The sequence below is a fragment of the Roseateles sp. genome, from assembly GCF_044373315.1.
In the GTDB taxonomy this organism is placed as follows: Bacteria; Pseudomonadota; Gammaproteobacteria; order Burkholderiales; family Burkholderiaceae_C; genus JACDQM01.
In genome coordinates this window covers 1-13747 of sequence record NZ_JBILQK010000048.1, presented here as the reverse complement: position 1 = coordinate 13747, position 13747 = coordinate 1, and the positions used below count along the sequence as shown (strand labels likewise).

The following is a 13747-nucleotide window of genomic DNA, read 5'->3' as shown; positions in this document are numbered from 1 at the left end:
CGCCAGATGGACTTCGAACTGACTGACGAGCAGCGACTGCTTAAGGACAGCGCCACTCGCTACGTGCGAGAGCGATGCAGTTTTGAGTCCTGGCGGCGCTGGCGTTCGGCAGGGCGTCAGCCTGCAGAGGAGCTATGGTCCGGCATGGCCGACATGGGTTGGCTCGCGCTGCCCTTTGCGGCGGCGGACGGCGGGCTGGATGGCGGCCCGCTGGAGACGATGCTGTTGATGGAGGCTCTCGGCCACGGGCTGGTGGCCGAGCCTTATTTGCAGTCGGTGGTCCAGGCCGGTGAGGTGCTACGTCGCAGCACATACGGCCACAGCCGGACTGCACGGATCGCCGATTTGATCGAGGGCCGGTGCCGCTTGGCCATGGCTTGTGATGAGGTCAGTGCGCCGTATGCGCGAGACCTCGTTCGGAGCACCGCTGAGCCGGCCGGTGACGGCTGGTGTTTGCAGGGCGAAAAGTGCGTGGTGCTTGGCGGCGATGCGGCGAAGGCCTTCATCGTGTCAGCGCAAGCGCCGGGTGGCCTGTGTCTGTTCTGGGTCGACGCCAATAGCGTTGGGTTAACTCGCCACATCTACCCGCTCGTGGACGGAGGCCGAGGCGCCAATCTGACACTGTTCAACGTCTATGTCCGGGACGAAGCCCGCCTTTGCGAACCTGGTCATGCCGTCGAATTGCTGAACCACGCGAACCAGGTCGGTTTGGCCGCCCTTGGGGCCGAGGCCGTTGGCCTGGTTGATTTACTGCTTGCACAGACGCTTTCCTACACTCGGGCGCGGCGCCAGTTCGGCCTGGCATTGGCTCATTTCCAGGTGTTGCGTCACCGAATGGTGGACATGTTCATGCAGGCCGAGCAGTTGCGTTCGATGGTGCTCTTGGCCACGATCCAGCTCGCGGAAGGGCATGCTGACGTGAACCGTGTGCTGTCGGGCCTGAAGGTGCAGGTCGGCAAGGTCGGCCGCTTCGTGAGCCAGCAGGCGGTTCAACTTCATGGCGGCATGGGCATGTCGGACGAAATCGTGGTGGGGCACGCCTTCAAGCGCTTGCTCTCCTTGGACGCCCACCTCGGCAATGTGGATCACCATCTGCGGCAGTTCGCTGCGCAGAGCCAGGTGCCCTATGGTCTCGGATCGATGGGGAACTGCGCTAGCAGCTTGAGCTGCTGAGCCTCCTCAGCGCCATAGAGCTGCTCCGCGAGGGGCGCGCCGAAGTACAGGACCCGAAGTGCGCGCAGCCGATCGAACTGTGCCATGGCGTCAGCTCGCGAGTTCACGGCTTGACCTGGGGGGAGCTGCTGAAACTGCGCCTCCTGGTAATGGTCGTAGCGAGACATGAGTGCTGCGAACTCGCGCGCGGCTTCTGGCGGCAGGCTTGCCTCAAGGATGCGCTGCTTGCGAATGCGTGCGACTGGCTCGTTGAGGGCGAAGAGCTTCTCAACGTCAAGTCGGGTGGCCTCGTCTATCACCAAGCGCCGTTGCGCATCGAGGCGCAAGCGCAAGGTGTCAGATGATTCATCACCGGCAATGACCGTCTCCGATTGGGTTGGCGAGCTGGCCGACGCAGCAGCATGGGGTCCAGCCCATGGCTGGAACTCCGGTGCCGACGCAGGCGCCAGTGTTCGCGCTGGCTGCCGTTCAGCGTTTGAGCCGGCTGGTAGTTGGGCGGGCTCCGTTTCGTCTGGACTTGTGCCCGTCCAAAGCCATGCGCTGCCAAGCAGCGCCGCAAGTCCAAGCACGAGAACGCGATGCGATGAGCCCACAGCGCATCCCCTGCTAGTTGCCAGGCGCGGGGCGGACGCTTCTGCTGAGGCCGGACACGCTGCGCATTAGAAGGGGCCGGTTGACGCGAACAACGACAGGCGCGAATCTGTCACCAGGAAGGGGCTGTATCTGACGTCTTGATCAGCGAACCGTTTACTCCAGGCAATCTGGTAGCCGCTGGCCGGCTGATTGGGCGTGCTCGTGGTCGGGAAGGAATGTGTGGCCCCATTAATGATGGCCAGCAGCTTCTTCGTGGTCGTGGGCATGCTGTTGTAGAACACATTGGCATGGGCGCTGGGCGGAGCCGTCGTGTCCGCAGACCCACCGACGATGGTCGTGGGTACAGTGTTGGTGGAGAAGTTTTTGTCGTTGTCGCTCCATGGCGCAAGGGCAATCGCGCCGCGCAGCGACGGGTTGCGGCGTGCTGCAATCAGCGTGCCGCCTCCTCCCATCGAATAGCCGGCGACCAAGCGGCGCGTGGCGTCCACCTTGCCGGCAATCGGTCCGGTGCTGATGGCCGCGACGCTGTTGAGTGCAGCGATCAATTGCGTCGCCCGACTGGCCGGGAAGTCAAAAACGCTATTGGTATTCATGGTCACCACGACGAAGCCGTGGGTGGCCAAACGTCGGCCAAGGGTAGCAACAGCCGACTGTGAGTTTGTGAAGCCAGGACAGAAGGCCACCAAGGCGTACTTGCCCGCAGCGTTGGGCACATAGATCGTGCCTCCGGCAAAGCCTGTGGCGCGGTTGGCGGTTTGGGTGCTGACTGCAAATGGGCCGTCTGCTGCGAGGCTGGCGGCCGTCGGATCAGGGCCGATGGCCTGTGCATGTGTGACGCCGTGCAAGAGACTGCTTGCCAAGAAGGCGGCAAGGGCCGCGCGCTTCATCAGTAGCTGTTTCAAATGAATCTCCATCGGTGAGAGGCGGTGCTGACCTGAAGCGTTTCCTGTGGCCAGCGAGAAGGTGAGTTCTCTTGCAATCTTGAGATGAGGAGAACTCATGAAGAAGCGAATAATCGACGAGCAAGCGGTGCGCATCCTGCGCGAAGCGGAGAGCAGGCAGGAGCCGATCCGCGAGGTCTGCTGGCGCCACAGCATCACTGAGCAGCCCTTATTTCGCTGGCGTGAAGCGTTCGGCGGCATGGGCATGTCTGAGGCGAAGCTGCTAAAGGCGCTGGATCGGATCTACTTGAACGCGGCTACGGCCTGCACTAGCTGTCGAGCCTGGGCCTCCAGGCTAACTGCCGCTGCGGCGCCTTCCTCGACAAGCGCTGCGTTCTGCTGCGTGGCATGGTCCATCTGTCCAATTGCCGCGCGAATTTGCTGAACTCCTTTGCTCTGCTCGTTGCTTGCACTTGCGATCTCAGTCACGATCTCGCTCACGCGGTGGATCGACGTCACGATGTCGGCCATGGTCTTTCCAGCCAGATCCACAAGTTCCGTGCCCTGCTCAACTTGGTCAACGCTGCGCCCAATCAGCGTCTTGATCTCTTTGGCTGCCTCGGCACTTCGCTGGGCAAGATTCCGCACTTCGGAGGCCACCACGGCAAAGCCGCGGCCCTGTTCGCCAGCGCGAGCAGCTTCGACTGCGGCGTTCAGTGCAAGGATGTTTGTCTGGAAGGAGATTCCATCGATCACACTGATGATGTCCCCGATCTTTCGGCTGCTCTCATTGATGCCCTGCATGGTCGCGACTACTCGGCCAACGACATCGCCGCCTTGCGAGGCAACAGCAGAGGCCCGTTGAGCGAGTTGATCTGCTTGCATTGCATTTGTGGAGTTGTTCTGCACTGTTGTGCCCAATTCGTCCATCGTCGCAGCTGTCTGTTGCAGCGTACTTGCCTGCTGTTCGGTGTGGGACGATAGAACTTGGTTGGCTTGGGTGAGTTGTGTACTGGACGTTGCCACGCTATTGGCCGAAACACGAACCGATGCCACAGATCGAGAGAAGCTCTCAGCCATGAGACAAAGGGAGCCCAGCACGTTGTGAGTGCTCTCAGCTTTGTTGACAAGGCTGACTGTGAGGTTGCCTTGGGCAAGTTTCTGCATTGCCCCAACGAGATCATTCGGTTCAGTGCCCAACTTTCCCCTTATCCAGGACTGTGCATAGACTAGCGAACCGATAGATGACAGCACCAGAGCAGCCACGCCCGCAAGGGAGATCCCGTACCAAAGATCACGTGTGGCAGTCGCGGCAGCCACTGCTGAGCTTGTGCGCTGGTCTAGTAAGTCCAGAAACTCGTCTACCGGCTGCATGATCTTGACTTTGTATGCGTGATAGGTTGCATCGTGCATCATGGCCTTAGCTCTTGTCAGATCAGGCTCCCCCTTTTTCGTGAAGCCACCTTGCCCGTCGTCGTACAGGCCCTTGACAAGGTTCATTGCGATGGTTTCAGTCCTTACCAGATCGTCGGAGTTGGTAGCTGCTTCTTTGAGTTTGGCGAACTCCATTTCCGAGAAGCCCGCGGCCTTCATTCGGTCTAGCAGCGGCATGGTGCTGACCTTGCCTTCGGGGCCAGCGCGTACAGGTTGTGTCTTGGCTGCGCGATAGTCCCAGTAAATCTTCTCGTATCCCTGTGGGCGTGGCCTCTTGCCGTTACGGATATCAAGCACTTCAAAATACTGCTGCTCCCACATTGCTTCTCCGCTAACTACGTAAGTGCGAGCCAGGCGGGTCAGATCGTCCGAACTCTGGCGCAGTTCGTCTGCAAGCAGCATAGATAGGTGCCGCGACTCGTGCACCTTATTGAGCTTGTGGTCGGCTACCCCGACCATATAGACGGCATATGCTAGAAAGACTGCAGAGCCGGACGTACAGATTAGGGCGCTCTTAAAGAGTTGGCCTAGTGTCTTCACTTACTTCTCCCACTTGTGCAATTGACGTAGCCGAACAACAACTTTTGTCGACGGGCAAGCGCCAAATTGCTTGGATGGCGACCTTCAACAAGCTGACTGGGTGGCCGAACCGGTACGGAGTCCGGAATTGCAGAGGCAAGAGGATTCGCTTGTCGCCGGTACCTTCGTTGGCGTTACGTGTTTGACAGCGACTTGCGCCTCTGCAGAAAAATGCGCAGGTTTTCGTGGCGATTCGCCGTCAGGCTGTAGCGCAGCGCTATGAACATTGCTAAGGCGAGCGCCAGGCTCGGCACCACCGCGTACAGCAGACTCAGTGAGGCCAATGCAGACGGGTCCGTCTCGCCCGCCGCACGGTAGCCCACCCAAGACAGCGCGTTGAGCGAGGCACCCTGGCCCACGGCTTGGCCCAGGTTGGTCACTACTCCGAATACTGCGAATAGCAGCCCGTTGCGAGACTTGTGGGTGATCGCGGAGTCGACGTCAGCCGCGTCTGCCAGCATCGCGGCTGGAAGTAGATCGAGGGCGCCGAAGCAGAAGCCCTTCAGGATGAACATGGCTGTGAAGAGAGCCGTGTCGCCCTTGCCCAACAAAAAGAGACCGAGGTTTGTGCAGATGGCAATCACCATCCCTGCTGCCAAGGCTTGGTGCTTGCTGGTGCGCTTGGCCAGCCAGCGCCAGCACGGCACGCCACAGAACGCGCTGATGAAGTAGTACACGTAGACGAGGCCAAGGTTCTTCACTCCGATCACGTCCCGGGCGAAGAACACGGTCAGTGTTTGGCGAAAGGTTTCGGCGCTGAATCCAATGAACACCACAAGCAGGATGCACTGTAGTGGGCCATTTCGGCGCAAGGCACGCCAGTTTGCTTTCCAGTCAAACCGAGCGCGCGGTGGGCGGGGAGTTGGTGGGGGCTCGGGCGTGAAATACAGATTGATGCCTGCAACGATGGGCAGTGCGATGAGCGTCATGACCGTGAGCGCGAACAACACGTCGGACGACTTCGCGCCGGCTTGCCCCAACACCACGGCCGGCACTAACGTTGAGACGATCAGGCCGCCGGTAGAGAAGAACTGTCGCACCGATGAGATGCGGGTGCGTTCGTCGTAGTAGGGCGAAAGCTCAGCCCCCCAGGCTCGATGCGGCACTTGGATCAGCGAGAAGCCGGCATACATCACAGCCAGCCACCCGAGGAAGTACACCATGGTGACCCCCTTGCCCGGGTTGAAGAGCTGGCTCATGCCCAGCAGTAACACGATGCTGCCAACCACCAAGAAGGGCTTGCGGCGCCCGAATCGGCCGCGCAGTCGGTCACTGAAAGCGCCAATGAAGGGGTCAATACAAATGTCGGCGAAGCGCGCAATCAACATGGCCGTACCCAGCGCGGCCAGCGATAGGCCCATCTCACCAGCGTAGAACGGCGCTAAGTAGATCGTCAGCGGCAAGCCGATGGTCGACAAGGGCATTGCCACCAAGCCGAAGGCCCAAATGGCAGAGCGCGGTAGCGCAGAGGAAGTCGTCTGGGTCATGTGCTGTGGCCGGACATGTTCATTGCTGATTGATCTTATTGAATCATCCGTCAATAAAGATATCGCTAGGTGTTTGCACCGAATTCGTCCTGGGATGTGAGCGCGCCTGCCCCGGCGCTGGGCTGGCAAACGAAGACCTTGGACGCCAAGCCCTCGGGTGATCGATAGTGCAGGTTGATGGCCGATTCAACCGCTGCTACTCGGCGCCTTGGCAGCACGGCAACCACGCAACCGCCAAAGCCACCGCCGGTCATCCGGCAACCGCCTTCGCCCGCGAGCGTGTCAGTGATCAGCTCGACCAGACGGTCCACTGCAGGCACGGTGATTTCGAAGTCGTTACGCATCGAGGCATGCGAAGCTGCCATGAGGGCAGCCATTGCTGCCAGGTCTCCCTGCGCAAGCACCTCAGCAGCACGGAGAGTTCGGCTGTTTTCGGTAACCACGTGGCGGGCGCGGCGCCGGGTAAGCGCCGGCAGGCCTGAGGTCTCCAATTGATCCAGCGTGACGTCGCGTAGCGCATTGACGCCGAGATGTCGTGCTGCGGCAGCGCAGGCCTCGCGGCGCTCGTTGTAGTGGCTGTCGACCAGCCCCCGGCGCACCATCGAATGTGCGATCAGCACTGCCGCGTCTTCGGGCAAGGCCACCGGCATGGTGGTCAGGTTGCGGCAATCGATCAGCAGCGCACTGCCGGCTACACCGCGTGCCGAGACCAGCTGATCCATGATGCCGCACTGGCAGCCGACGAACTCGTTCTCGGCCCGCTGAGCGAGCAGTGCCAGTTGCGTTGGGTCGAGGTTCGGTGTGCCACCGGCGGCACGAAACGCGGCCCCGACAGCGACTTCGAGCGATGCCGAAGAGGACAGGCCGGCACCTTGCGGGACGTCACCCGTGATCACCATGTCCAAGCCGGGCAGACTTGGATCGAACGACACAAGTTGCTCAGCCATCCCTCGCACATAGTGGCTCCAGTGCACCGCACCTTCCGGGGTGAGCGGCTGCGTCAGATCAAATTCGTCGCGTGCTCCTCCGTAGTCGAGTGCAACAACGCGCACGCGGCGGTCGGTGCGGCGGCGCACCGCAATGACGGTGCCTCGATCGATGGCGCAGGGCAGCACAAAGCCGTCGTTGTAATCAGTGTGCTCGCCGATAAGGTTGACCCGGCCGGGTGCATGCACACTGGTGGTCGAACTGGAGCCGAACGAGCTGATGAAGGCCGCCTCAGCGCGTTTCTGCAAGTCAGCCCGGCTCAAGGCAACACCTCGCGAGCTGTGCGGTAGTGGACGGACGAGGTAGCACGCAGCGCAGCAGCAGCCTGTTCGGGGGTGAGATCGCGCTGCGCTTCCGCGAGCATCTCGTAACCCACCATGAACTTTCGCACCTGAGCCGATCGCAATAGCGGGGGGTAAAAGTGTGCGTGGAGTTGCCACGGGCTTGGGTCGCGCCCGTCGAAGGCCGCGCCGTGCCAACCCATCGAGTACGGAAAGCTGCAACCGAAGAGATTGTCGTAACGTGCAGTTAGGTTTCCGAGCAGTTCGGCAAGGTCGTCACGCGAGGCAGCGCTAAGTTCAGTCATGCGGGCTACCCTTGCCCGAGGCATTAGGAGAGTCTCGAAAGGCCAAGTAGCCCACCAAGGAACAACAGCGACCCAATGCTCGTTGGCACAGACGACACGCTCCCGTGCGGCGATCTCGCGCTCTGCATACTCAAGCAGCAGCGGGGTGCCGTTCTTGGCGAACCAGTCTCGCTGGGCGGCGTCCTCGGTAGCTGGCTCGTCTGGCACTCTGTCTGTAGCCCAGATTTGCCCGTGGGGGTGTGGGTTGGAGCAGCCCATCATGGCACCCTTGTTCTCGAAAATCTGCACCCAGGGCCATCGGGCGCCCAGCTCTGCAGTCTGGTCACACCAGGTATCGACTACTGCGCGCCGCGCTGCTTGGCTAAGCTCTGGTAAGGTCAACGAGTGGTCGTGAGAGAAGCAAAGAACCCGGCTCGTTCCACGTGCGGGGGCAGCGCGCAACAACGGGTCAACGTTTTCGTCCGGTGCAGGGGCATCCACTTGAAGCGCAGGGAAGTCGTTGTCAAAAACGTACGGGCCGCGGTAGTCCGGATTGGCGCCACCTTGAACTCGGGCATTTCCGGGGCAGAGGTAACAGTGGGCGTCGTAGGTGGGGCGTTGCGCGATGTCTACCGGGTCTTGCTGTCCCTGCCAGGGGCGCAAGTTGCGTTGAGGTGAGACCAACACCCAGCGGCCGTTCAGCGGATTGAAGCGGCGATGCGAATGTAGCGATGGGTCGAATCGTTCAGTCATGGTGTGCGTCTGCGAGCCAGCGAGAGGCCATAGGCGGGAAGGGTCTCATCACCCAGCAGCCAGTCAGCGTCGGGTACGGTAAGCTGGACAGGGTGTGCGTTGTAGTTGAAGCTGAACAGGAGTTCCCCGCGACGGCGTATGCGCAGGCCCTGGGGCAAACGCACAGGCACAAGCCCTGCGTCAATGGCAGCATCCTCAATGACCTGGCGCTGCAGATCCGCACTGAACCAGCCTGCCAGGTAGCGTGTACGGCCTTGCTGCACCACAGCGGCCTGCCCGTCTGAGTAGTGCGCTAAGACTTTGACACCAGGCCCGACGTCCAGAGTCTCGCGCCAGCGGCTAGACACATGCTGCGTGCCTTTGATCAGCACGGGCTCGCTCACGCCGGGTCGCAGCGACTCGACACGCGGCACACGCAGGTCAATAAGCTGACGCAGGGAACCCGGTGGCAAACCCGCGGGGATCGTTACAGCATCAATCTTGGATCCGGTACGGGGGTAGAGAACGATCTGCGCTGAGCTGGAATAGAGACTCGACAGCAAGGCTTCGCTCACCAAGGGCAATGCTGGCAGAACCACCAATGCATAGGCATCTAGGTTCGTGTCTGGCGGCACGATGTCGACATCGAAGCCGAGCGAGCGAAGTGCGCTGTAGGCCTCGTAGGTGAGCTGCAAGCCGTTGTAGTCGGCCCCTTGCGGTTGGATGTCCAGCAGCCACAAGCTGGCGTAATCAAAGACCAAGGCGACCTGCGCCGCTCGAGTGGACTCGTAGGGCACCGAGGCCAGTTCCGCTGCCACTTCGGCAGCCTCAGCGCCGCCGACGTCCAGGCGGCAATCTGGCGTATGGAGTCCCGCGTGCATCTGCTCTTGGCCAAACGGGGCCTGGCGCCAACGGAAATAGCTGACCACGTCGGCGCCGTGTGCGAACGCTTCCCATGTCCATAGGCGCACCATGCCGGGCGCTGGCGCAGGGTTCCAGCTAGCCCAGTTCACCGGCCCGGGTTGCTGCTCCATGACCCAGAAGGGCTGGCGTGACATGCCACGGTATAGGTCGTGGTGAAACGCAGTGAAGTCGGGGTGCCCGGTCCGCAGCCATCGCTGCTTTTCGTCGGCGTTGAACCAGAACATCTCCAAAGCGCCGAGCGGATAGCTATCCCAACTGGCCACGTCCAGATCTGATGCCACTGCGTGGTGGTCGAAGCCGGTGAACAGCTGCATGAAGTTGTGCACCAGCACCCGGCCCGGTGAAAGGCTTCGAAGGATCTCGCACTGTGCGCGATTGAACCGCAACACCTCGTCCGAAGAGAATCGGCGGTAGTCAAGCCAATGCGCCGGGTTGGCTTCTGTCACGGTGCCAGCCGGGGAGTCGATCTCGTCGAAGCTGCGGTAGTCTTGACTCCAAAAAACATTGCCCCAGGCTTGATTGAGTACCGCGACGTCGCCGTAGCGTTGCCGCAGCCACTGGCGAAAGCGCTGCACTGCTTGCGGTGAGTGGCTGACGACGGTGTCGTGACAGCCGTATTCGTTGTCGGTCTGCCAGGCCACTACGGCAGGGTGTTGACCGTAGCGCTCGGCGAAGGCACGGGTGATGCGCCCCGCTTGAGCAAGGTAGCGGTTGCTGGAGAAGTCATAGTGCCTGCGCGAACCGAAGCGACGCTGGCGACCGTCCTGGCCCACAGCGAGCATGTTGGGATCTAGGTCTACCAGCCACTTGGGGGGGGTCGCAGTTGGCGTGCACATCACGATTTGCAGACCAGCATCTGCCAGAACCTGTACCGCGCGATCCAGCCAGCCCCATTCGAATATGCCCGGCTGAGGCTCGACGCGCGACCAGCAGAACTCGCCGATGCGCACCAGGCGCACGCCCAGTTCGACCATCTGGCGTGCGTCTTCCGTCCACCAGGATTCGGGCCAATGTTCAGGGTAGTAGCAAACGCCCAGGCGCATAGTTCAGTTCCGTTCGGCAAGGAATTCTGTGAGCCACGGCATGACGCGCTCGGGCTGTTCGTGCAGAAGCCAGTGGCCGCCTTCCGGGACACGCCGAAGGGTTAGCCGGGGAACCCACTGGGGCAGCTCATCAAGGCACTCGATTGGAAAAGAGCCATCGCGCTCGCCCCAAACTACCAAGGTGGGCGTCTCGATGTGTCCGTTGGCAGTGCCCAGATCAGGTATGGCATGCACGCCAATCTTCAGTGCAGCGTCAAAGTGCAACGCGCGGTACCAGTTGATGGCCGCTTGTAGAGCGCCAGGCTGGGACCAGGCTTGTTCGCAGTGCGCGCGCGTTTGATTCAATTCGTCGCTGCTTTTCCCGTCGGCTCTGACCGACCAGAGGGCCGAGTAATGGTTCTGGGAGAGGCGCTCTGCCGTACCGGGCGAGCACAGACGCAGCACATACTCTGACGCTAAGCGTTGCGCAGGATTGCTGCGCAAATGCCGAGCGAATACGCAAGGGTGTGGGGCATTGAAGATTGCGAGTCGCGCGACCTTCTGCGGATGGCGGGCCGCCACCACCCAAGCCAGCAAGCCGCCCCAATCGTGCCCGACCAGGGCACAGTGCCCCCCCATATGATCGATCAGCGCTAGGACGTCATCCACCAGGTGATCGATCGCGTAGTCGGCGACAGGCAGGGGCTTGTCTGACAGGTTGATTCCGCGTAGGTCAGGCGCCATCACATGGTGCTGCCCAGCGAGTGCATGCATTGCCGATTCCCACAGGCGCCAGTGGTCAGGGAAACCATGCAGCAACAACACTGGGCTGCCACAACCCGTTTGGCCCGCCTGGGCTACGTGCAACCGAACGCCGGATCCTGCCAGGAATGAGCAGTGAATCGCACTGTTTTTCATATTGACGGATATTACAATAAACGAAAGTGTGAAGTCACTTGGAGTGTGCTTTTGACTACTTGCTTTCACCGCATCGAAGCCCTCGATCAGACCCTGGTCATGATGACCCGTCAGGCTCGAATGCCGCAGTTGCTTTACTGGGGCGATCCCTTGCCTACGGACTGCGATCTGGAAGCGCTGGCCCGCAGCCTAGAGCCGGCGCTGCCGCATGGCGGCTTGGATGTTGCAGAGCATGTTTCCTGGCTACCGGAGCCTGGACGGGGCTTTACAGACGCTCCCGGTTTGGTCGTGCGGCGAGGGCGGCGCCATCTGTACACCCAGTTCATCCTGCAGTCTGCCGAGCGAACGCAAGATGGTTGGGCATTTGAGCTCGGCGATACCGTAGCTGGGCTTGGTCTGCGCTTGCGCTTGGGTGTGCATGCGGCCAGCGGCGTCTTCAGTGCAGATTGTCGGCTTACCAATCTGGGCGCTGATGAGTTGGCTGTCGACAGCCTGGCCACCATGGCCATGCCCATCCCGCGGCATCTGACGGAGAAGCAATCCCTGGGCGGACGGTGGGCCGGCGAGTTTCAGATGACTCGGGAATCGATTGGCAGTGCAGCGTGGGTGCAGGAAGCTCGCTTGGGTCGAACCTCACACCACGCCTTTCCGGGCCTCGTTGTCATGGAATCTGGCACCCATGCCACACAAGGTGAAGCATGGAGTGTGCAGCTGGCCTGGTCGGGCAACCACCGGCTGATGCTGCAGCGGATGCGCCTTGGAGGAGCTCAGCTTCAGGCTGGCGAATTGCTGCTACCTGGTGAAGTGATTCTGCTGCCTGGGGAGAGTCATGACTGTCCGACTTTGCATATGGCTCGCAGCAACGATGGACTGCGACATTTGAGCCTGAGATGGCATAGGTTCATCCGCGAGTGTGTGCTCCCGGCGATGCCCGCTCCGCGACCGGTGCAGTTCAATACCTGGGAGGCCACGTACTTCGACCATGACGATCGTCGTTTGACTTCATTGGCAAAGGCAGCAGCAGAGCTTGGCGTTGAACGATTCGTTCTCGATGATGGTTGGTTCGCTGGTCGCTTTGATGACCGGGCCGGTTTGGGCGATTGGGTTCCATGCCCCGAGCGCTATCCGCAAGGGCTAGCGCCGCTGGCGAACTGCTGCCGAGCGCTGGGCATGGAGTTCGGGCTTTGGGTCGAGCCAGAGGGCGTGAGCCAGGCGAGCGATCTGTACCAGGCCCATCCCGACTGGGTCATGGGCGTACCAGGGCTGGACCAACCGCTGGGCCGGCACCAGTACGTGCTCAACCTGGCGTTGCCGGCCGCAAGGCATCACTTGTTCGCTCAGATTGCCGCGCTGCTGAACAGCGCGCCGATCAGCTTTCTTAAGTGGGACATGAACCGCGACATGACCCACGCGGCAGGGCCAGACGGGTGTGCCGCTGCACGCCAGCATGTGCAAGGTCTGTACACCTTGATGGATGAGTTGCTCGAAGCATTCCCGGCGCTAGAGATCGAGACTTGCGCATCCGGTGGCGCTCGCGCTGATCTGGGTGTTCTGAGCCGGACTTCCCGGGTCTGGGTCTCCGATTGCAATGACCCATTGGAGCGTCAAGTGATTCAGCGCGGGTTCCTTAGCTTCCTGCCGCCCGAGGTGATGGGTGTGCACGTCGGTGACGCGCGCAGCCACACTACTGGCCGCTTTTCCGACATGCCGGCGCGCACATTGAATGCTTTGTTTGGTCACCTGGGCATTGAGGCCAACGTCTTGCAACTGAGCGAGGAAGATGCGCATCATTTGCGAGAGGCGATCAAGGTCTACAAGGCGGAGCGCAGGTGGCTGCATGCCGCGAACATCACGCCTATCGACCATCCAGACCCGAGTGTGTCTGCAACATTGGCTATCGCTGCCGACGGCAGTCGAGCGTTAGTTAGTGCCATTGCAGTAGGGCAGCCACATGATGCGATTTTGGCTCCCTTGCGCGTGCCTGGTCTCTCGCCGGACAGAAACTATCTGGTGAGTCTTCATCCACTTTGGTGGCCGAAACCGGGAGTCGGGAAGACTGCGACATCCCTGGAAGCGGCGCCCTCGTTGATCTTGCCCGGTCGCGCCCTGCAGACATCTGGACTTGTGCTCCCGATCCTGCGGGAGGGTAGCGGTGTCTTGGTCCAGATACGGGTGATTTGCTGACCTGCCGGGTGGCAGTCCGAGCAGCGTGGCCGCTTGTCTATGGAAGGGGCTGGGCTGTCGGCGCCGATCCAATTTTGACCGGTGGGTCAAATTTCGGTCGGCGCCAACACCATTTCCGTCTCCTTCATACGGAGATGTGGGGTTCCGTTCTGGGAAATTTCGCATCATGGAAGACGCAAAAAGACCCCACAAAAAACCCCACACGAACCCCACAATAAACCCCAAATCGGGGACGCGCTTTACTGCGACGCTCTGGGACGGATTGGG

At 61.1% G+C, this 13747-nt stretch carries 10 protein-coding genes and 1 pseudogene; 3 read left to right on the top strand and 8 right to left on the bottom strand.

What is annotated here, in order from left to right:
- Positions 1-6: 6 nt before the first annotated feature.
- A complete protein-coding gene (locus ACIQ67_RS12275) occupies positions 7-1173 on the top strand; it encodes an acyl-CoA dehydrogenase family protein (protein WP_397534654.1) in 1167 nt (388 codons plus the stop codon).
- Here ACIQ67_RS12275 and ACIQ67_RS12270 read toward each other — a convergent pair.
- The gene (locus ACIQ67_RS12270) at positions 1125-1499 is read right to left on the bottom strand and encodes a hypothetical protein (RefSeq protein WP_397534653.1); all 375 of its coding nucleotides are present in this window, start codon (positions 1497-1499) and stop codon (positions 1125-1127) included. The two genes, ACIQ67_RS12275 and ACIQ67_RS12270, sit on opposite strands and share 49 nt — an antisense overlap.
- 333 nt (positions 1500-1832) lie before the next feature.
- Positions 1833-2804, bottom strand: coding sequence for an alpha/beta hydrolase family protein (locus ACIQ67_RS12265; protein WP_397534652.1), 972 nt, complete (start codon positions 2802-2804; stop codon positions 1833-1835).
- Between ACIQ67_RS12265 and ACIQ67_RS12260 the strand changes: the two are divergent.
- Positions 2767-2886, top strand: a pseudogene (locus ACIQ67_RS12260) (IS3 family transposase); the annotation flags it as partial. The gene ACIQ67_RS12265 and the pseudogene ACIQ67_RS12260 sit on opposite strands and share 38 nt — an antisense overlap.
- A gap of 65 nt (positions 2887-2951) precedes the next feature.
- On the opposite strand, the gene ACIQ67_RS12255 reads toward ACIQ67_RS12260, so the two are convergent.
- The 6 genes from ACIQ67_RS12255 to ACIQ67_RS12230 form a co-directional block, all read right to left on the bottom strand.
- On the bottom strand, positions 2952-4484 hold the full coding sequence (locus ACIQ67_RS12255; RefSeq protein ID WP_397534651.1) for a methyl-accepting chemotaxis protein: 1533 nt from the start codon (positions 4482-4484) through the stop codon (positions 2952-2954).
- 311 nt (positions 4485-4795) lie between these two features.
- Positions 4796-6148 (bottom strand): MFS transporter, encoded by a 1353-nt coding sequence (locus tag ACIQ67_RS12250; protein ID WP_397534650.1) that lies wholly within the window; start codon positions 6146-6148, stop codon positions 4796-4798.
- Positions 6149-6213: 65 nt separating this feature from the next.
- Positions 6214-7383: a galactokinase gene (gene galK / locus ACIQ67_RS12245; RefSeq protein ID WP_397534649.1), complete on the bottom strand. Its 1170-nt coding sequence runs from the start codon at positions 7381-7383 to the stop codon at positions 6214-6216.
- Between the two features lie 11 nt (positions 7384-7394).
- Entirely contained in the window at positions 7395-8453 is a 1059-nt protein-coding gene (locus ACIQ67_RS12240; RefSeq protein ID WP_397534648.1) for a UDP-glucose--hexose-1-phosphate uridylyltransferase, read from the bottom strand.
- Entirely contained in the window at positions 8450-10399 is a 1950-nt protein-coding gene (locus ACIQ67_RS12235; RefSeq protein WP_397534647.1) for a beta-galactosidase, read from the bottom strand. Before ACIQ67_RS12235 ends, ACIQ67_RS12240 begins: the two co-directional genes overlap by 4 nt.
- 3 nt (positions 10400-10402) lie before the next feature.
- Complete coding sequence (locus tag ACIQ67_RS12230; RefSeq protein ID WP_397534646.1) at positions 10403-11296, bottom strand: alpha/beta fold hydrolase; 894 nt, start codon at positions 11294-11296, stop codon at positions 10403-10405.
- Between ACIQ67_RS12230 and ACIQ67_RS12225 the strand changes: the two genes are divergently transcribed.
- Positions 11276-13480, top strand: a complete 2205-nt coding sequence (locus tag ACIQ67_RS12225; RefSeq protein ID WP_397534645.1) for an alpha-galactosidase — start codon at positions 11276-11278, stop codon at positions 13478-13480. The two genes, ACIQ67_RS12230 and ACIQ67_RS12225, sit on opposite strands and share 21 nt — an antisense overlap.
- Positions 13481-13747 lie beyond the last annotated feature (267 nt).

What these genes read in the sequence shown, in the direction of transcription:
- ACIQ67_RS12255 (WP_397534651.1), bottom strand. Translation starts at nt 4,484, where the DNA reads ATGCTGCTTGCAGACGAACTGCGCCAGAGTTCGGACGATCTGACCCGC.
- ACIQ67_RS12230 (WP_397534646.1), bottom strand. Translation starts at nt 11,296, where the DNA reads ATGAAAAACAGTGCGATTCACTGCTCATTCCTGGCAGGATCCGGCGTT.
- ACIQ67_RS12250 (WP_397534650.1), bottom strand. Translation starts at nt 6,148, where the DNA reads ATGACCCAGACGACTTCCTCTGCGCTACCGCGCTCTGCCATTTGGGCC.
- ACIQ67_RS12235 (WP_397534647.1), bottom strand. Translation starts at nt 10,399, where the DNA reads ATGCGCCTGGGCGTTTGCTACTACCCTGAACATTGGCCCGAATCCTGG.
- ACIQ67_RS12275 (WP_397534654.1), top strand. Translation starts at nt 7, where the DNA reads ATGGACTTCGAACTGACTGACGAGCAGCGACTGCTTAAGGACAGCGCC.
- ACIQ67_RS12240 (WP_397534648.1), bottom strand. Translation starts at nt 8,453, where the DNA reads ATGACTGAACGATTCGACCCATCGCTACATTCGCATCGCCGCTTCAAT.
- ACIQ67_RS12265 (WP_397534652.1), bottom strand. Translation starts at nt 2,804, where the DNA reads ATGCGCACCGCTTGCTCGTCGATTATTCGCTTCTTCATGAGTTCTCCT.